The sequence below is a fragment of the Thauera mechernichensis genome (assembly GCF_029588855.1).
GTDB classification, from domain to species: domain Bacteria; phylum Pseudomonadota; class Gammaproteobacteria; order Burkholderiales; family Rhodocyclaceae; genus Thauera; species Thauera mechernichensis.
In genome coordinates, this window is the sequence record NZ_JARQZE010000009.1 from 75583 (window position 1) to 94106 (window position 18524).

The 18524-nt window shown below is 66.2% G+C and carries 20 protein-coding genes; 16 read left to right on the top strand and 4 right to left on the bottom strand.

The annotated features are described in order from the left end of the window. Window positions 1–369: 369 nt before the first annotated feature. The 3 genes from P7F68_RS13185 to P7F68_RS13195 all read left to right on the top strand — a co-directional run bounded on the left by P7F68_RS13185 (window position 370) and on the right by P7F68_RS13195 (window position 3590). Window positions 370–723: a pilin gene (locus tag P7F68_RS13185; protein ID WP_277833764.1), complete on the top strand. Its 354-nt coding sequence runs from the start codon at window positions 370–372 to the stop codon at window positions 721–723. 175 nt (window positions 724–898) lie between these two features. Next, window positions 899–2287, top strand: a complete 1389-nt coding sequence (locus tag P7F68_RS13190) for a sulfatase-like hydrolase/transferase (RefSeq protein ID WP_277833766.1) — start codon at window positions 899–901, stop codon at window positions 2285–2287. A gap of 52 nt (window positions 2288–2339) precedes the next feature. After that, window positions 2340–3590, top strand: coding sequence for an O-antigen ligase family protein (locus tag P7F68_RS13195; protein WP_277833768.1), 1251 nt, complete (start codon window positions 2340–2342; stop codon window positions 3588–3590). Window positions 3591–3873: 283 nt separating this feature from the next. Here the strand turns inward: P7F68_RS13195 and P7F68_RS13200 are convergent, their stop codons facing one another. After that, window positions 3874–4419, bottom strand: a complete 546-nt coding sequence (locus P7F68_RS13200; RefSeq protein ID WP_277833770.1) for a hemerythrin domain-containing protein — start codon at window positions 4417–4419, stop codon at window positions 3874–3876. 186 nt (window positions 4420–4605) lie between these two features. Here P7F68_RS13200 and P7F68_RS13205 point away from each other — a divergent pair, with 186 nt between their 5' ends. The 7 genes from P7F68_RS13205 (at window position 4606) to nusB (ending at window position 10588) form a co-directional block, all read left to right on the top strand. Next, entirely contained in the window at window positions 4606–5184 is a 579-nt protein-coding gene (locus tag P7F68_RS13205) for a histidine phosphatase family protein (RefSeq protein WP_277833772.1), read from the top strand. A 200-nt stretch (window positions 5185–5384) separates the two neighbouring features. After that, a complete protein-coding gene (gene cutA / locus P7F68_RS13210) occupies window positions 5385–5747 on the top strand; it encodes a divalent-cation tolerance protein CutA (protein ID WP_002931843.1) in 363 nt (120 codons plus the stop codon). A gap of 131 nt (window positions 5748–5878) precedes the next feature. Next, entirely contained in the window at window positions 5879–7732 is a 1854-nt protein-coding gene (dsbD, locus tag P7F68_RS13215; RefSeq protein ID WP_277833775.1) for a protein-disulfide reductase DsbD, read from the top strand. A 58-nt stretch (window positions 7733–7790) separates the two neighbouring features. Next, the gene (locus tag P7F68_RS13220; RefSeq protein ID WP_002940176.1) at window positions 7791–8402 is read left to right on the top strand and encodes a riboflavin synthase; all 612 of its coding nucleotides are present in this window, start codon (window positions 7791–7793) and stop codon (window positions 8400–8402) included. 65 nt (window positions 8403–8467) lie between these two features. Next, window positions 8468–9559, top strand: coding sequence for a bifunctional 3,4-dihydroxy-2-butanone-4-phosphate synthase/GTP cyclohydrolase II (ribBA, locus tag P7F68_RS13225; RefSeq protein ID WP_002931830.1), 1092 nt, complete (start codon window positions 8468–8470; stop codon window positions 9557–9559). A 19-nt stretch (window positions 9560–9578) separates the two neighbouring features. Next, a complete protein-coding gene (gene ribH / locus P7F68_RS13230; protein WP_277833781.1) occupies window positions 9579–10082 on the top strand; it encodes a 6,7-dimethyl-8-ribityllumazine synthase in 504 nt (167 codons plus the stop codon). Beyond that, complete coding sequence (gene nusB / locus P7F68_RS13235) at window positions 10079–10588, top strand: transcription antitermination factor NusB (RefSeq protein ID WP_002931826.1); 510 nt, start codon at window positions 10079–10081, stop codon at window positions 10586–10588. The genes ribH and nusB overlap by 4 nt, the downstream gene beginning before the upstream one ends. A 101-nt stretch (window positions 10589–10689) precedes the next feature. On the opposite strand, the gene P7F68_RS13240 is transcribed toward nusB, so the two are convergent. Both P7F68_RS13240 and P7F68_RS13245 read right to left on the bottom strand, forming a co-directional pair. Further along, window positions 10690–11370 (bottom strand): Lcl C-terminal domain-containing protein, encoded by a 681-nt coding sequence (locus P7F68_RS13240; RefSeq protein ID WP_277833784.1) that lies wholly within the window; start codon window positions 11368–11370, stop codon window positions 10690–10692. 64 nt (window positions 11371–11434) lie between these two features. Next, window positions 11435–12424, bottom strand: a complete 990-nt coding sequence (locus P7F68_RS13245; RefSeq protein WP_277833786.1) for an META domain-containing protein — start codon at window positions 12422–12424, stop codon at window positions 11435–11437. 144 nt (window positions 12425–12568) lie between these two features. Between P7F68_RS13245 and P7F68_RS13250 the strand changes: the two genes are divergently transcribed. The 6 genes from P7F68_RS13250 to hypE are packed head-to-tail and all read left to right on the top strand — an operon-like array spanning window position 12569 to window position 17505. Then, on the top strand, window positions 12569–12910 hold the full coding sequence (locus P7F68_RS13250) for a hydrogenase maturation nickel metallochaperone HypA/HybF (RefSeq protein WP_277833789.1): 342 nt from the start codon (window positions 12569–12571) through the stop codon (window positions 12908–12910). Window positions 12911–12949: 39 nt separating this feature from the next. Continuing rightward, window positions 12950–13789: a hydrogenase nickel incorporation protein HypB gene (gene hypB / locus P7F68_RS13255; RefSeq protein ID WP_277833792.1), complete on the top strand. Its 840-nt coding sequence runs from the start codon at window positions 12950–12952 to the stop codon at window positions 13787–13789. Next, complete coding sequence (locus P7F68_RS13260) at window positions 13786–14991, top strand: Kae1-like domain-containing protein (protein ID WP_277833795.1); 1206 nt, start codon at window positions 13786–13788, stop codon at window positions 14989–14991. The genes hypB and P7F68_RS13260 overlap by 4 nt, the downstream gene beginning before the upstream one ends. A 2-nt stretch (window positions 14992–14993) precedes the next feature. Beyond that, window positions 14994–15278, top strand: coding sequence for a HypC/HybG/HupF family hydrogenase formation chaperone (locus P7F68_RS13265; protein ID WP_002940194.1), 285 nt, complete (start codon window positions 14994–14996; stop codon window positions 15276–15278). Between the two features lie 11 nt (window positions 15279–15289). Continuing rightward, window positions 15290–16447: a hydrogenase formation protein HypD gene (gene hypD / locus P7F68_RS13270; protein WP_277833798.1), complete on the top strand. Its 1158-nt coding sequence runs from the start codon at window positions 15290–15292 to the stop codon at window positions 16445–16447. Then, window positions 16444–17505 (top strand): hydrogenase expression/formation protein HypE, encoded by a 1062-nt coding sequence (gene hypE, locus P7F68_RS13275; RefSeq protein ID WP_002940203.1) that lies wholly within the window; start codon window positions 16444–16446, stop codon window positions 17503–17505. Before hypD ends, hypE begins: the two co-directional genes overlap by 4 nt. A gap of 27 nt (window positions 17506–17532) precedes the next feature. On the opposite strand, the gene P7F68_RS13280 is transcribed toward hypE, so the two are convergent. Further along, complete coding sequence (locus tag P7F68_RS13280) at window positions 17533–18423, bottom strand: LysR family transcriptional regulator (protein WP_277833801.1); 891 nt, start codon at window positions 18421–18423, stop codon at window positions 17533–17535. Between the last annotated feature and the right edge of the window lie 101 nt (window positions 18424–18524).

Below are 18524 nucleotides of genomic sequence, written 5' to 3' on the forward strand. Positions count from 1 at the left end.
CGGCGAGTCGCGCACCTTCGTACTCGCCCAGACTCCGCAAGCCCGTACGGCAGCGGACGACACGCTGGCGCGGGCGGCAGACAAGGTCGGCTTGGCCGTGCAGCGGGCGGGGTGAGCAGATGAAAGACCTGATCCCCAGTTTTCACACAGGCTTTCAGGGTTCGGGCACCCATGCCAGACGCGCCGAGCCGCACGCCCCTTTGTCACATGTTGACAGCCCGCCTCGGGGTGTTTGTCACATTCCGCCCTGTATTCGTGTCACATCGGCGGCAGTGCGTCACGAAAACCAGGGTTTTCTGGGCTGGCACGGGGGTTGCTAAAGAGTACGCAAGCGGACTTACCGTGGTTTCCCTCTCAAGGAGCACTGACATGAAAAAGGCACAACAAGGTTTCACCCTGATCGAACTGATGATCGTGGTGGCGATCATTGGTATTTTGGCCGCAGTGGCGCTGCCGGCGTATCAGGATTACGTGAAGAAGTCGTCTGACAATTCGTGCCTTGCAGAGGCAAACGCCTACGTCAAGTCACGCGCTGCGGCAGTGACTGCCGGCATGACCCTCAATGCTCCTGTGTGGAAAGCATGCGAGAGCCCCGGTGGCACACTAACACCGGCGACGGTCGCAGACCTGACTGGCAACTTGACCGCCAAAGGCGCGAAAGGTAACACCGACGTCACCATCACGTGTGACTGGACAACCACCTCCTGCGCACTTGGTAGCTAAGCCCAAGGCTGTGGATGCGTAACATCACGCGCCTGATTAAGCGCAGTGAAAGAAAGCCGCCGAGATGCAAACTCGGCGGCTTTTTTCTAGATTCAACCCACCTTCAAGCATGTGCTTTACTTGAAAAAACGGCAATTGAAGATCCAGAGAAATCGACCAAGCGACGAAAGCATAAATGCACATTGGATCATCTAAATTAAATAGCGCCGTGACGATCGAGAATTCAGCATTGTCGATCGCTCTCGCACTGGCGCTCAATGCCGGATTTCTGATAGCTGCAAACTTGACCGGCACGGATCGCGCATGGATCAACCTAGATTATGCGATCGCAGTCGTCCTCATCGCCTTTGGTTTGCCAAGCCTTGGCTTGACTCTGGCCGCGCTGTTTCTCTTGACTGACGCATTGGTTCTGCTCGGCCAGCTTTACCCGTTTCCTAGGCTCTCCGATCTTCTCTATCTACTGAAATTCACGGCGCTGGCATCAACAGATCACCTTCTGCTCATGATGGCAGTCATGGTGATATTCGCCGGCAAGCTGGTGACTCTCTCCATCGCAGGAAAACGCATCACACCGTTGACCGCTCTGATTACGCTGAACATTCTTGCAGCATCAGCGTGGCTGTTAATGAGCACTAGCGGCGATGGCGACCGCATGGCGACCTATAGGAAACTGGAAGCCCCGGCGATTGCGAGTCAAACATCCACCCTCATCTCAATGCGATCGTCCGCCTTCCTGGATCAACTGAACGGCGACGGCAGTGCGCTGAACCCAGGGCCCGATGGAGCATCACAGCCGTGGTTCAATCAACTGGGCAACGAGGACCGACTGCTGCTTATCGTTGTTGAATCCTGGGGCTCGACGAATAGCCCCAGAGTCAACGAGGCTCTATTAGCGCCGCTAATCTCGCTATCAGAGGGGAAGTATCAAAGCGGGGAAATGCTTTTCCATGGGTTCACTATCGCGGGCGAGTTGCGAGAACTGTGCAAACTTACCCTTCTGCACTTTGATCTTCGTAAGACACAGGTCGGCTTTGAGAACTGCCTACCAAACAAGCTTCAAGACGCAGGCTACACCACGGGTGCAATGCACGGTGCAACCAGCCTCATGTACGACAGGCGGCATTGGTACCCTCGAGTTGGCTTTCAGGAAACGACGTTTTTCGAAGACCGGATCTGGCCGCGTCGCTGCTACTCGTTCCCCGGCGCATGCGACCTTGACATGCTGCCCGTCCTGGAGGATTTCTTCAGTAAACCTGGCAAGCGCTTCATGTACTGGCTCACCTTGAACACGCATGCCCCTTATGACCTTCGGGATCTCCGCGGCCCCGCCGCCGACTGCACTGCACTGAACCTCCCGGAAGAAACGGAAACTTGCAGGCTGATACGCCTGCAGGCTGACTTTTTCGCCGGGCTCGCAGAACAACTGAGGCATGAGTCGCTAAGGGACGTTGATGTAATCATCGTTGGTGACCACGCACCCAACATGCTCAATCTGAAGGAGCGCGAGGAGAATTTCCGCTCGGGCTCAGTTCCGTGGGTACGCTTCAAGACGCCGGCACAGTGATTCCAGGCAAGACCAGGACCTCGGTCCATTTAGAGGCATGGATACGGTCACGATGAAGCTATTCGACCAACGCAGTCAAGCGCCTGGAGATATGCGCACGACAGAGCTTCTACTATTGTTCGCATGCTTTTTTGGCCTTGGACTGTTCAACTCCAGTACGATCCAGGAAAACAACATCACTATTGCAACCCTGCAGATCACCTTCTCGACAGCATCAATCTACTATCTTCGCGGCAGCCTATCCAGACTTGCCTCCTATGCATCGGTGGCCGCACTCACAGCACTGTCGTTGATCATCTCGAACGGGCTCGCGCAATACGACGCGATAGAGACGTCGGACTGGAGCCGCGTGATCGGTGCATGCGCCCACATGGCATTTGGCGCGTTCTGTGCGGCCTGGTTCATGTCGAGAAGATGGGCAATCAACTGTTTTGTAAACGCGATTCTTGCAGCGACAATCTTCTACCTCGTGGCCCTGGCCGTGCGCTGGATATCGACCGAGGATCCGTATGCGTACCCATGGTTTCATGCTCCCCCGTTGTTCAATCACATACGCCATGCCGGGTATTTCCTCTGCGTCGGCGTCATCGTCTCAAGCTGGGGGGCGCTCCAGTATCGAGGCGTGCAAGGAAGATTGGCTTTAGCTGCATACGTAGTCGCGCTTTCGATACTCCTTTGGAGTGGCGGTCGCGGTGCCTTCCTTGCCGCGCTTGTGGGACTTTTTGCGCTGTCTCTGCACTTTTCTCCGAGACGGCACGCAAGAGGGTGGGGCACGCTGCTCGTCGGCACAGTGCTCGCGCTGGCACTATCCGCGCACTTTGACATCGGCCAGCGGTCGATGGGCTGGCTGGGAGCTTTCGAGCGCTCTGCGACAGCGGCGTCCCTTGATCAGCTCAGTACCAGTCGACTCACGATCTGGTCTCATTTGCTGCCTTATATTGCCGAGCGCCCACTCTTGGGCTGGGGTGGCGAAGGCTTCCTCGCCGTCTGGACCAAGGGAGGAGCCGTGCAGGCGCACAACGGCCTCCTGCAACTATTGATTGAGTGGGGAGCAATCGGCGCACTGTTGGTTCTGTTGTCTCTCGGATGGCTCACTACCAAGGGGCTGCGCATGTATTGCGCTCAGCTCGGACATGGCAAGATGCCGGCTGAACTCGTACTTGGCGTTGCGCTGACAATGGGTCTATGGGCGCTTTCAATCGTGGATGGCGTCTTCTACCATGGCACACCAATGGCCTTCATGATGGCAGGCTTCGGCATGATATTCGCGGCGATTGAACGCTCCGAGAGCGTTGGCGAGTAGTCGGGCGAAAGAGCTCGGACCCTTCATTTACTCCTTCGTGCATCAGATGCTGCAGCGTAACCTGCATCGCCTGCACGGACGGCACGCTGCGGTCATGATCCAGCGCTGCGCACCACTTCCAGCGCGAATCCGTGCGTACCGCGAGTTCGTCGTGGCGTCGAGCGGTGACAACTCCAGATCCAGCCCACCTTCCTTCAGCAGGTCCGAAAAGCATCAGCCGCAGAATGCGCTGTGCCCCGCACCAGGCGGACAGGCCCAAGACTGAGGCGGACAAACCCGCCGCTCAGCCCACCGGCGCGTACAGCGGGTAGAGAACCTCCTCCTCGCGCTTGATGCGGTCGGCCAGCACTTTGCCGACGACGTCGAACTCGGCCACGAAGGCTTCGGCGAGCGCCGGGCTGCTGCCGATCTGCGCGTATCGCGCAAGGAATGCGACCACGCTTCGGCCGATCTCATCCATGTCGTGACGGAACTCGCGAATCAGGGCATGGCTGACCGGGTCATTGGCGAGCGCATGTTCGAGATAGACGTAGAGCCGGACGTTCTCCACCAGCAGGTGATCGTGCAGATCGGCCCGGAACCGGTCCAGCAAGGCCTCCGCCTCTTTCAACCGCCCTGCGCGCGCGGCGCTGCGGATCGCGCCAAAGCGATCGAACAGGCTGCGGTGGTCGCGTACGAGGCGGTCGATCAGTTCCGGGCTGTAGCGGATCGACGTCCCTGGCGCGCACCCTCCGGCCTGTGCCGCCGCCGACAGATCCTCACGCCCTGCCGGCGCGGCCGCTGCCGACCGCGCCTGACGCTTGCCAAACAGCCAATCGAGAAAAAACATGAGCATCTCCGCAACAAGCATCCGATTCCGATCGCCCTGAGGCGGACGCAACGTAATACAAATGCATGACCAGCGTCTTTGCTGAAGATCAAGTATCGAGGGGCACTTTCGCCCCCTTGCCATGGTCCATCGAGCGTTGCCACTCCCCGGCACTCACCCGCACTCACCCGTCTACGCTGACCACCCATGAGACCACTCCTGCTGATCCTGGCGCTGTTCGCCCCTCTGCTGCCGACGACTGCTCATGCCGATGCCGCCACGGACGAAGACGCACTGTGGGCGGCGCTGCGTACGGGCGGGCACGTCGCGCTGATGCGCCATGCGCTGGCCCCCGGCACTGGCGACCCGGCGGGCTTCCGTGTGAATGACTGCAGCACGCAGCGCAACCTGTCGGCGGCGGGCCACACCCAGGCGCGGGCGATCGGCGAGCGCTTCCGCGCCAACGGCATCGCAGCGGCGACCGTGTTCTCGAGCCAATGGTGCAGGGCCCTGGATACGGCGCGTGGGCTGGCGCTGGGCGAGGTCACGCCAGACGCCGCGCTCAACTCCTTCTTTGCCGACCGCGGCGAGGAGGCTGCGCACACCCGTGCCGCCCGCGCGCTCATCGCCGCACAGGCGAGCGCAGACAAGCCGCTGGTGCTGGTGACGCATCAGGTAAACATCACCACGCTGTCGGGGGTGTTCCCGGCCTCGGGCGAAATCATCGTGATGCGGGTGGAAGGGGATGCGCTGAGCCTGGCCGGGCGAATCCGGACAGCGCCTTGAGACAAGGCGATTGCAACCCGCCCGGTCGCCCTCAAGAGCTCGCGGCTGGCGGCGCGCCCTGCGGGAACGCAACGCCAGGGCATGATCGGCGGCGTATTAGGAAGGGGCCGGGCGATTCGCCCTGCAGGCTTGATCCTGCGCAGGTCGCCCGCGCACATTTTCTGGAACAATGCCGGCGTTCTCCTTGCTGACCAACGTCGATGACTGCAAGCCCACCCCTGCCGCCGGGTGACGATGCGCGCGTACTGCTCGTCCTCACCAACCTGCCCGACCATGGCGCGGCAGCCGCGCTGGCTGCGGAACTGGTCGAAGCCCGCCTGGCCGCGTGCGCGAACATTCTCGCGCCCTGCACCTCGGTGTATCGCTGGCAGGGCGCACTCGAGACCGCGAACGAGGTGCCGGTGCTGCTCAAGACCACAGCCGCACGCTACGCAGCGCTGGAGGCAGCCATCCGCGCCCGTCACCCCTACGAACTTCCCGAGATCGTGGCGGTCCCTGTGGAGCAAGGCCTGGACGCCTACCTCGGCTGGGTCGCCACCGAAACCGCCCTTCCGGATACGTGACGGGCGAATCGTGGTGAATCGTGTCCCGGGCCCGAGCTCAAGCACCACCGTCGGGCGCTGCTGCCCACCGCCTGCCTCGAGCACGAACTCGATCACAGCCTGCCCCGAGATTATTCCCTGACGCCCCACTCATGCCTTCCACCACACGCTCATCGCTCAGCCTGCGCCGCCTGCTCTGGCTCCTGACCCTGGTCGCGAGCCTGTTCGCGCTCGCCCCCGCCGCCCAGGCCAACCCGATCGCTCCCGAGAAGGCCTTTGTGCCGCGGGCACAGGCGCTCGACGGGCAGACGGTGGAAGTGGTGTTCACCATCGCCAAGGACTACTACCTCTACGGCGACAAGTTCCGCTTCGAGGCCGAGCCCGAAGGCATCAGCTTCGGCCCGGTGGACAAGCCTGCAGGCAAGTGGAAGAAGGACGACTTCTTCGGCAACGTCGAGACCCATCGCGGCGAGCTCCGCCTGCTGTTGCCGGTGCAGGTGCCGGAGGGCGTGCGCCGCTTCGAGCTCTTCGCCACCAGCCAGGGCTGCTGGGATGGCGGCATCTGCTACCCGCCGACCACGCAGCAGGTGTCGATCGACCTCGATGCGCCCCCGATCCAGCCCAGCGGCGGCTTCCTGGACAAGCTGCGCAGCGGCGGCTTCGGCAACCAGACCGCACAGCCGGGTGCCGAAGCCGCCGCCAGCGGTGCCGTCTCCAGCGACGAGACCGGCGACATCGCACGCATGCTGTCGGGCGCCAGCGTGCCGCTGATCCTGCTCAGCTTCTTCGGCTTCGGCCTGCTGCTCGCCTTCACCCCGTGCACCTTTCCGATGATCCCCATCCTGTCGGGCATCATCGTCGGCCAGGGCCACACGGTGTCGCACATGCGCGCCTTCGTGCTGTCGCTGGCCTACGTGCTGGGCATGGCGGTCACCTATGCGCTGGCGGGCGTCGCCGCGGGCCTGTCGGGCACCATGCTGAGCGCCGCGCTGCAGAACGTGTGGGTGCTGTCGGTGTTCGCGCTCGTCTTCGTGCTGCTGTCGCTGTCGATGTTCGGCTTCTACGAGCTGCAACTGCCCTCGGCGCTGCAGAGCAAGCTCGCCGACACCGCCAGCCACAACAAGGGCGGCAGCCTGGGCGGGGTGACGGTGATGGGCGTGCTGTCGGCGCTCATCGTCGGCCCGTGCGTGGCCGCGCCGCTGGCCGGCGCCCTGCTCTACATCGCGCAAACTGGCGACGCCGTGCTGGGCGGCTGGGCACTGTTCGTGATGGCACTCGGCATGGGCGCGCCGCTGCTGGCGGTGGGGGTGGCCTCGCGCAGCCTGCTGCCCAAGGTCGGACCGTGGATGGAAGGCGTCAAGAAGGCTTTCGGCGTGATGCTGCTGGCAGTGGCGCTGTGGATGATCACGCCGGTGATCCCCGCGCTGGCGATGATGCTGGGCTGGGCGGCGCTGCTGCTGTTCTCAGGCATCTTCCTGCACGCCATCGACCCGCTGCCGCACAACGCAAAGGGCTGGCAGCGCTTCTGGAAGGGCGTGGGCGTGGTGCTGCTGCTGTCCGGCGCGGCGATCCTGGTGGGTGCGCTCGCCGGCTCGCGCGACCCGCTGCAGCCGCTGTCGGTGCTGCGCGCGCAGGCTGCGGCACCGGTCAATGTGCCGCAGTTCGAGAAGGTGAACTCCATCGCCGAACTCGACGCCCGCCTGGCCGCCGCCGACCGCCCGGTGATGCTCGACTTCTATGCCGACTGGTGCGTGTCGTGCAAGGAGATGGAGCGCTTCACCTTCAGCGACGCGGGCGTCGCCGAACGCATGGGCCGCATGCTGCTGCTCAAGGCCGACGTCACCGCCAATACCGACGAACACAAGGCGCTGCTCAAGCGCTTCGGCCTCTTCGGCCCGCCGGGCATCATCTTCTTCGACGCCGCCGGCCAGGAGCGCGAGGGCATGCGCGTGGTGGGCTTCATGAAGGCCGAGCCGTTCGCGACCGTGCTGGATCGGGCGCTCTGAGCGAGGGCGGGATTTTTCCCCTACAATCCCGCCTTTCCCCTTTCGGTTCAAACCTTTCATGTTCTCCGGCATCGTCGCGGCCGTCGGCCGCATCGAACACATCGAGCCGCTCGCGGACGGCATTCGCCTCAGCGTCGACACCAACGGCCTGGACCTGGCTGACGTCATCGTCGGCGACAGCATCGCCCACAGCGGGGTGTGCCTGACCGTAGTCGAGATGAACGGCGCCCTGTGCAAGTACGACGTCTCGCGCGAGACGCTGAACTGCACGGTGGGCCTGGACGCCGTCGGCAACGAGGTCAATCTGGAAAAGGCGCTGCGCCTGGCCGACCGCCTCGGCGGCCACCTGGTCACCGGCCATGTGGACGGCGTGGGCGAGGTGGTGAAGTTCGCCCCCATCGGCGAGAGCCACGAACTGGTGATCCGCGCCCCGGCGGCGATCGCCGGCTACATCGCCAGGAAGGGCTCGATCACGGTCAATGGCGTCAGCCTCACCGTCAATCGTGTCGAAGGCCGCGACTTCTGGATCAACCTGATCCCGCACACGGTGGCGATGACCAACCTCAAGCACCTCGCGCCGGGCAGCCGCGTGAACCTCGAGATCGACCTCATCGCCCGCTACGTCGAGCGCATGCTCGAGTGGAAGCGGGAAGAAGCGGCGCAGGGCTGAAAGCCCTCCCGCCCCGCCCCATGCCACACGGCAAGGCCCGCAAGAACGCACACAAAGGACACAGCATGAGCGCACTCGCGCCGATTACCGAGATCATCGCCGACATCAAGGCCGGCAAGATGGTCATCCTGGTGGACGAAGAAGACCGCGAGAACGAGGGCGACCTCGTGATGGCGGCCGAGTTCGTCACCCCCGAGGCGATCAACTTCATGGCCAAGTTCGGCCGTGGCCTGATCTGCCTGACGCTCACCGACGAGCGCTGCCGCCAGCTCGGCCTGCAGCAGATGGTGCGCGACAACCGCACCCCGCACGGCACTGCGTTTACCGTGTCGATCGAGGCCGCCACCGGCGTCACCACCGGCATCTCGGCTCACGACCGTGCCCGCACCGTGCAGGTGGCGGTGGGCCGCCACGCCAGGCCGGAAGACATCGTCACCCCCGGCCACATCTTCCCGCTCACCGCGCAGAAGGGCGGCGTGCTGATCCGCGCCGGCCACACCGAGGCCGGCTGCGACCTCGCTCAACTCGCCGGCCTGGAGCCCGCCTCGGTAATCTGCGAGATCCTCAAGGACGACGGCACCATGGCGCGCCTGCCCGACCTCATCGAGTTCGGCAAGGCGCACGGGCTCAAGATCGGCGCCATCCGCGACCTCATCGAGTACCGCGCCGCCACCGAGCACCTGGTGGAAAAGGTGATCGACAAGGAAGTGGACACGCCGCACGGCCGCTTCCGCCTGTCCGCCTTCGAGGACAAGACCTCGGGCGACGTGCACTTCGCGCTGTCGCGCGGCGACATCACGCCCGAACGCGAGACCCTGGTGCGGGTGCACGAGCCGATCTCGGTGGTCGATTTTCTCGACCCCGCAAGCGGCCGCCACAGCTTCCCGGTCAATGACGCGCTCGCAAGCCTGGCGGCGGCGGAGGCCGGCGTCATCGTCATGCTCTACCGCCCGCAGTCGGGCCGCGAGTTGCTCGCCAGCCTGGACAACGCCCAGGACCGCGCGCCGGTGAAGTGGGACGCACGCCTGTTCGGCGTCGGCGCCCAGATCCTGCGCGCGCTCAACGTCGGCAAGATGCGCCTGCTCGCCAGCCCGCGCAAGATCCCCAGCATGACCGGCTTCGGGCTGGAGATCACCGGCTTCGTCGACAAGAACTGATCGAATTACAGGGAACAGCATGCAACGCAACCAACCCGAAAACGCCCGCCAGGGCACCCGCTACGACGGCATCGACGAGATCGACCCCAATTTCGACGGCACGGGCGTGCGCGTCGGCATCGTCATGGCGCGCTTCAACCTCGACATCTGCGAGGGCCTGCTGTCGGCGTGCACCGACGAGCTGCTGCGCCTCGGCGTCGCCAAGGGCGACGTCCGCATCGTCACCGTGCCCGGCGCACTCGAGATCCCGCTGGTGCTGCAGACCATGGCCAGGAGTGGCAAGTACGACTCCCTGGTGGCGCTCGGCGCGGTGATCCGCGGCGAGACCTACCACTTCGAGCTGGTGTCGAACGAAATGGGCGCGGGCGTGACCCGCGTCGGCCTGGACACCGGCCTGCCGATCGCCAATGGCGTGCTGACGACCGAAGACGACGACCAGGCCATCGCGCGCATGCGCGAGAAGGGTGCGGACTGCGCCCGCGCGGCGGTCGAAATGGCCAATCTGCTGAAGGTGGTGCGATGAGCGAGATCGACAACGGCGGCCCCGCCGCAGAGGGTACGGGCGCAGGCGCAGGCAACCCGACGAGCAAGATGGCGCGCCGCCGCGCGCGCGAGATGGCCCTGCAGGGCGTGTACCAGTGGCTGCTGTCGGGCAACTCCAGCGCCACCGTGCAGCGCCACCTCGAATCCGAGAGCGAAAGCCTGGACCGCACCGATCGCGAACTCTTCGTCACGCTGTTGCGCGGCGCAATCGGTGACGCCGATGAGCTGCGCGGCTGCTTCGAGCCGTTGCTGTCGCGCCCGCTCGCCGAACTGTCGCCGATCGAGCACGCCATCCTGCTGCTCGGCACCTACGAGTTGCGCCACAACATCGACACCCCTTATCGGGTGGCGATCAACGAATCGATCGAGCTCGCCAAGGGCTACGGCGGCACGGACGGCCACAAGTTCGTCAACGGCGTGATGGACAAGCTCGCCGCACGCCTGCGCCCGGAAGAGGTCGAGGCCGCACGCGCCGCCAAGCGCTGAGACAAGGCCGGGACGCCGCATCCACGCGGATGCGTACAAGATCGAGGCGCCGCCCTGGCAACAGGTGCGGCGCTTTTTTTGCACGGGCGCGTTGCGCTCGCCTATTGGCTGGTGCGCAAGGTGCCGCGTACCAGGCGGGCGTGGGTATAGTCGGTGTGCGTACCCACACCGGTCGCGCCGCTGCCGAAGGCCACGCCCCAGGACGCGTAGCCATAGCGGTCGTGCGGCGTCGATGTCCAGAAGTTGCCCGCGGGCGTGTCTGGGAAGGCTGCGGTGAGCAAGGTGGGCTTGCTGTAGTCGCCCGCACAGCTGCCACCATAGCCTTCTGCGTTCACCGCGTTGCGCCTGCCGGTGCTGCAATACACCAGGGTGAGCAGCTCGGGCTGGGTCGGCAGACGCCAGTCGGCGTGGCCGGCAAACTCGAAGCCCTCGGCCGCACGCAGCGCATGCGTCCAGCTGAAGAGCTTGGCCTCGCCCAGACAGCGCCCCTCGCTCCAGCTCTGGCCCAGGCTGCACTGCATCCAGGTGAGGCCCGTTTCGGTATCGGTCACGGTGCCATCGCCGGCGATCTGATAGCGTGCCAGCAAGGCCTGCTCGCGCACCTGCTGCGCCTCCAGCGCCGCCTGGCGCGCGGCCTCCTGCTCGGGGCTCAGCACCGCGGCAGGCGGCGCCTCGCTTGCAGGCGGCTTGAATTCGCAGCCGCCGAGCATGCCAGCGGCAAGCACGCACAAGGCAAGACGGGACAGCGGAAAGGGTTGCGGCACGGTGTTGCGCAAGGGCATCGTTGCTCCAGCTCGGGTTCTCGGGTCAAGACGCGCCAACTTGGCTGACGCGCACTGCAGGCAGTCAATCGCGCGAGGCGCGCATCACGACGTCGTCACCGGCATACAGCAGCAGCCAGCCCTGCTCATCCACACCGAAACGGGTGACGCGTCCGATCGCTGCATGGAAGCGCGTCTCCTCGTCCATGACGGCAGGCGGGCAGGCCATCCTGGTGCCGGCAAACGGCCCCAGGCGCAGGCCCTCGCCCGACAGCACGTAGGCGCCAGTGTAGCGGTTGCAGGCCGCCAGCCCGGCAACGCGGCCATCCTCGGCAAAGTCCAGGGTGACACGCTGCGGGTCGCCGGTGCTGCGGCCGTCGATATCGAGCACACGCCAGGTGCCACCCACCAGCAGGCTTGCCGGCTCGCCACCGCAGCCGCGCAGCACACGGTCCTGCCAGCGCACCTCGACGGTGTTGGGGTGCGGCATCGCACTCATGCTGTCAACGCAGACGCGGTCGAACACCAGCACCCCCAGTTCGCCGCCCGCCGACATCGCCTGGTAGCTGCGCGCACCGGCGGCATCGATGACCAGCGGGCCGGGAGCGAACACGTGGGTCGCGCCATGATCCATGCGCAAGTCAAGGCCTGCCTCGATCACATCCAGCCGCCAGCCCGGTTCATTGCCGACAGCACGGAACAAGGGCTTGTCGGCAATGAGCCGGCATTCGGGCTGAGCCACGCCCGCGAGTTCGAGCATCGCCGCATCGCCCTTGCTCCAGAAGCTGGTGGTTTCGTCATCGACCGCGACCAGCTTGGCGCCCGAAGCAGTACGCACCGGACGCAGGGTGAAGTTGCGCTGACCGGTACTGAGCGTGCTCAGTTCGCCGAAACTGCGCACGCTCACCGCCAGTTCGCCACAGCGGTAGTGCAGGGGCGGCTGGGGGTCGAGTTCGAGGACGGCCGCGGCACGCCCTTCATCCGGCGCACCATTGCCCGCGGGCGTCCCGCCGAACAGCGCACAACCACCAAGCAGGGATGCCGTCAGCGCAAGCTGAAGATAAGTTCGGACCATGGGATAAACTCCGGTCTATGAGGCGCGCGCAGGCTCGAAACCGCTCACGGCCACAGGATCACCAACCGCAACGGCTCGCACGCGCCAGCGCGTCGCTTGCCGTGAAACCCGCCGACTTTAGCATGACCGGGCATCGCCACCACCATGCATGAACTCTCGCTCGCCGAAGGCATTCGTGACATCGTCGAAGAGACGGCCACCATGGAAGCTGCGACACGGGTGCGTCGCATCGTGCTCGAGATCGGCGCACTGGCGGCGGTAGACGCCGACGCCCTTCGCTTCTGCCTCGATGAGGTGCTGAGCGACTCGATTGCCGAGGGCGCCGAGGTCGATGTCATCGATATTCCCGGCCGGGGCCGCTGCCGGCAGTGCGGCACGCTGGCGCCGATCGACGAGCGCCACACGCCCTGCCCCAGCTGCGGCGCGTACGGGCTTGAGGTGCTAGAAGGGGACCGCATGCGGGTGCAGGCGGTCGAGCTCGAGTAGGACGGCGCAAGAGACGGAACGAACAGCGGGAGGCAGATCATGTGTGGCGTCTGCGGATGCGGTGGCAGCGAGGCGCGTATCGGGTCGGTATTCGGCGGTGACCGCAACAAGCGCGTGCAACGGGCGGACACCGGGACTACGCAGGCCTGGCGAGCGATCGATACTCGGCGGCCGGCCGCCTCGCCGGCGGGCCTCGACCACGAAAGCACCGATCGCGCCTCGGTCGCCAGGCTGCAGCGCGTCGAGCGCGACATCCTGGGCAAGAACGCGCGCATTGCAGCGGCCAACCGCAGCTGGTTGGCCGAACGCCGCATCCTTGCCCTCAACCTGATGTCCAGCCCGGGCTCGGGCAAGACCTCCCTGCTGGTGCGTGCGCTCGAGACGCTTGGCGGGCGCCTGCCGGCAGCGGTGATCGAAGGCGACCAGCAGACCGAGTTCGACGCCGAGCGCATCCGTGCCACCGGCGTACCCGCACTGCAGATCAACACCGGCAAGGGCTGCCACCTCGACGCCGACATGGTGGCACGCGCCCTGCCCCGCCTGCCGCTCGCCGAGCGCGGGCTGCTGCTGATCGAGAACGTCGGCAACCTCGTTTGCCCGGCAGCCTTCGACCTCGGCGAGGCGCACAAGGTGGTGATCCTGTCGGTGACCGAAGGCGAGGACAAGCCGCTCAAGTACCCGGACATGTTCGCCGCGGCCGACCTCATGCTGCTCAACAAGGCCGACCTGCTGCCCTACCTGAGCTTCGACGTCGAGCGCGCGATCGAATACGCCCGTCGTGTCAATCCGCAGCTCGAGGTGATCCTGACTTCCGCCACCCGGGGCGACGGCATCGACGCCTGGCTGGCGTGGATCGAGCGTGAGCGGGCCTCGGCATGAGGCCGCCCCGGCGCGCGCAGCGACCAGACGAGGCGCATCGGCAGGGCCGGACGGCGCTCGCGCACACGGGCGACGCCACGCTGCAATCGCTGCGCTGCACTGGCGACGGCGCCGCGCTCGCAGGCCCGATCCTGGCATTGGGTGCCTGGTTCAACAACACGCCCTGCCTGCTCGAGCGCGAGCGCGCGTTGTTCAGCCCCAACCTCGGCGATCTGGACACGCCCGATGCCTGCCGCCGCGTCGAGCCCGCGGTCGCCGCCCTGCTCGCCGCCACGCCCGTGCCGCCGCTCGTCGTGGCCCACGATCTGCACCCCGACTTCCACTCCACCCGCGTCGCGCTCGCCACCGCCCACCGCCTGGGCGTGCCGGCGCTCGCCGTGCAGCACCACCACGCCCACATCGGCGCCGTGCTCGCCGAGCATGGCCGCTTCGACACGCGCCCCGTACTGGGCCTGGCTGTCGACGGCGTCGGCCTGGGCAGCGACGGCGAGGCCTGGGGCGGCGAACTGCTGCGTGTGCGCGGAGCACGTTGCGAGCGCATCGGCCACCTGCGTCCACTGCGCCTGCCCGGCGGCGACCGTGCCGCACGCGAACCCTGGCGCATGGCCTCGGCGCTGCTCTATGCCTGCGGCCGTGGCAGCGAGATCGCCCACCGCTTCTCGCACCAGCCGGCAGCGGCGTTGCTGGCCCAAGTGCTGTCACGCCCGACGCTGAGTCCGCCCACCACTAGCCTTGGCCGCCATTTCGACGCCGCCGCCGGGCTGCTGGGCGTGTGCGAAGTCATGCACACCGATGCAGAGGCCGCAGTCGCGCTCGAGAGCCTTGCCCGCGCGTACGGCGAGCTGCCCGCACTGGCTGACGGCTGGCGCATCTCACCCGACCTGGAGCTGGACCTCCACCCGCTGCTGCTGCAGCTGGCCGACGAGGCCGATGCCGCGCGCGGCGCCGCTCGCTTCCACGTCACCCTGGCCGCGGCGCTGACCGACTGGATCGAGCACGCGCTCGCACTGGAGCACTGCGACACCGTCGTGCTGGGCGGCGGTTGCATGCACAATCGCTTGCTGTCGGCCATGCTCGACACCGCTCTGAGCACACGCGGACTTACTGTGCTCGGTGCGCGCCGACTGTCGCCCGGCGATGCCGGCATCGCGCTCGGACAAGCCTGGGTGGCCCGGCATCGACTCACCCACAAGGAAACCTGAACATGTGCCTCGCCATCCCCGCGCGGGTCGTCGAACTGGTCGCCGGCGGCAACTGCCGCGTCGAACTCGGCGGCATCCGCAAGGAAATCTCGCTGGCATTGGTGGATGACGTGGCGGTCGGCGACTACGTGATCGTGCACGTCGGCTACGCGCTCAACCGCCTCGACCCGGAGGAAGCCGCGCAAACACTCGCGCTGCTCGCCGCTGCCGGACAGCTACCCGAGGCAGACAAGGAGCCGGAGACCGCAAGGAGCACGCACCGCACGCCGCAGGGCGGTCAGCCATGAGCACTACCGGCATGAGATACGTCGACGAGTTTCGCAACCCGCAGCTGGCGGCCGGACTGGCGCGTGCGATCGCGCACGCCGCCCGCCCCGGGCGCAACTACGCTTTCATGGAATTCTGCGGCGGCCACACCCATGCAATCTCGCGCTATGGCATCACCGACCTGCTGCCGGCCAATGTGCACATGATCCACGGTCCTGGCTGCCCCGTGTGCGTGCTGCCGATCGGCCGTATCGACATGGCGATCGGACTGGCGCTGGCACGCCCCGACGTGATCCTGTGCAGTTACGGCGACTGCCTGCGCGTGCCGGCCTCGGCCGGACTGTCGCTGCACAAGGCACGGGCACGGGGCGCGGACGTGCGCATGGTGTACTCGGCCGCGGATGCACTCTCCCTGGCGCAGCGCGAACCGCGGCGCGAAGTGGTGTTCTTCGCCATCGGCTTCGAGACCACCACGCCCCCGACCGCAGTGGTGATCGAACAGGCCCGCGCCCTTGGGGTCGACAACTTCAGCGTCATCTGCAACCACGTGCTGACGCCGCCAGCAATAGACGCCCTGCTGAGCGCGGCCGCGACAGGCCGGGACGACGCCCCGCACCTGGACGGCATCCTCGGTCCCGCGCATGTATCCACCGTGATCGGCCGTGCGCCCTACGACTTTGTCGCAGAGCACCATCACACGCCGGTCGTGATCGCCGGCTTCGAGCCACTCGACGTCATGCAGGCCATCCTGATGCTGCTACGCCAGGTCAATGAAGGGCGCGTGGCGGTCGAGAACGAATTCACCCGCGCGGTCAGCCTTACGGGCAACCGCAAGGCGCAAGCGCTGGTCGAGGGTGTGTTCGAAAGCCGCGAAGCCTTTGCCTGGCGCGGACTCGGCAGCCTGCCGCATTCGGCGCTGCGCATCCGCCCCGCCTTCGCGCGCTGGGACGCGGAGCTCAAGTTCGCCCTCGAGGACCGCCCGGTACCCGACCACAAGGCCTGTGAGTGCGCAGCTATCCTGCGTGGCGCTAAGCGCCCGAGCGACTGCGCTCTGTTCGCCACCGTCTGCACGCCGCAAACCCCGCTCGGCGCCTGCATGGTCTCTGCCGAGGGCGCCTGCGCCGCGCACTTCAGCTATGGCCGCTTCCGCGACCGGGAGCGAGCCGCCACGACTGGAACACAGCCATGAGCACACCCGATCCGGCCTATCGCCGGCCCATCGACCTCAAGCACGGCCGCGTCGACCTCGCCTTCGGCGCGGGCGGCCAGGCCATGGCCCAGCTCATAGCCGAACTGTTCGCACGCGCCTTCGCCAACGACTACCTTGCACGCGGTGACGACGCTGCAGTACTGCCTGCCCTCACCGCGGGCGAGCGCCTGGTACTGGCGACCGACGCCCATGTGGTCAGCCCGCTGTTCTTCCCCGGCGGCGACATCGGCAGCCTGTCGGTACACGGCACGATCAACGACCTCGCGGTGATGGGTGCGCGGCCGCTCTACCTGGCGGCGAGCTTCATCCTAGAAGAGGGCTTCGCGCTCGCCGAGCTCGCACGCATTGTCGACTCGATGGCGACGGCGGCGCGAGCTGCAGGCGTGGCGGTGGTAACCGGCGATACCAAGGTCGTCGAGCGCGGCAAGGGCGACGGCATCTTCATCACCACCACCGGGGTCGGAGCACTGCCCGCAGGGCGCGATCCGGGCGGCGCGCGGGCGCAGCCCGGCGATGCAATCCTGGTGTCAGGCACCCTTGGCGATCATGGCATGGCAATCATGGCGCAGCGCGAAGCGCTGGCCTTCGAGTCCGAAATCCGCTCGGACAGCGCCGCACTGCATGACTTGGTCGAAACGCTTTACGCTGCGACCGACGCAAGCGCCATCCACGTGCTGCGCGACCCCACCCGCGGCGGGCTGGCGAGCACGCTCAACGAGATTGCCGCGCAGTCGGGTGTCGGCATGCTGGTCGACGAGGCGAGCATCCCCGTGTCGCCGGCGGTGCAGTCCGCCTGCGAGCTGCTCGGGCTCGACCCGCTCAATCTTGCCAACGAGGGCAAGCTGGTGCTGATCTGCGCACCCCACGCCACTGCCTCGCTGCTGGCGGCGATGCGCGCCCATCCCCTCGGTGGTGAGGCAGCCTGCATCGGCGAGGTGTGCATCGATCCACAAGGTTTCGTGCAGCTGCGTACCTGCCTGGGCGGACGGCGCATGCTGGACTGGCTGGCGGGCGAACCACTGCCGCGGATCTGCTGATACCGTCGGCCGCCACCGCGATCGGCGTCATCGTGCATTGGGCCGACCGGCGCCCAGCCGTCCCTGCAGACCATCCGCATCGGCGGCGAAGCGCTCCACCAGCCAGTCGGCCATCACGGCGACACGCGCCAGCGGACGCGCATCGGGATGAATCAGCATCCACAGCTCCCGGCTCAGGATCGGCGCCGGACCGGACAGGCGCACCAGGCCGGGGTGGCGGTCAGCCACGAAGCACGGCAGCAGACCATGGCCGATACCGTCAGCGACGGCCTGCAGCAAGGCGCGCACGTCATTGGTACGCAGCCGGATGCGACCGCTGCCGAGCATGGCCTGCAGGCGCCGCATCTCAGGCGTGTGATCGAGATCCTCGCCGTAGGCCACCCAATCGCCGGCACTGACTGCCAGATCGCCGCGCGCTGCACCGTAGAGCGCGAAGCCCATGTCCGCCAGCTTGCGCATGAGAAAGTCACCGCTCGCCGGACGAGCCAGGCGGATGGCAATGTCGGCCTCGCGCCGCGCAACGTTGAGGTTGTCGTTGCTGGCCACCAGATCGACCCGGACCTCGCCGTGGCGGGCATAGAAATCCGCCAGCCGCGGCACCAGCCAGTCGGCGATCAGCGCACTCACTGCGGTGACGCGAAGCACGCCGCCGACCTTGCCCGCATCGGCCTCGGCCAGGCGGCCGATTCCCGCCACATCCTCCTCGATCCGGCCCGCTCTCTCGAGCACCCGGTTACCGACTGCGGTAGGCCGCCACAGGCCTTCGTCACGCTCGAACAGCGGCGTCCCCAGGCTCTGCTCGAGCGCGCGCAGGCGGCGGGCAACGGTGGTCTGATCCACGCCGAGCTGGCGCGCCGTGGCGGCCAGCGTACCCTCCCTGCCGAGGGTGACGAGAAAGCGCAGATCGTCCCAGTTCATGCCCGACACCCCCTGCAAAAATGCCGCAGTGTAAGGCAGGAATGTACATTTACGCAGACGTCACGCCGCGGGTAGCCTGATTGGATTGTTCCTCGACCACA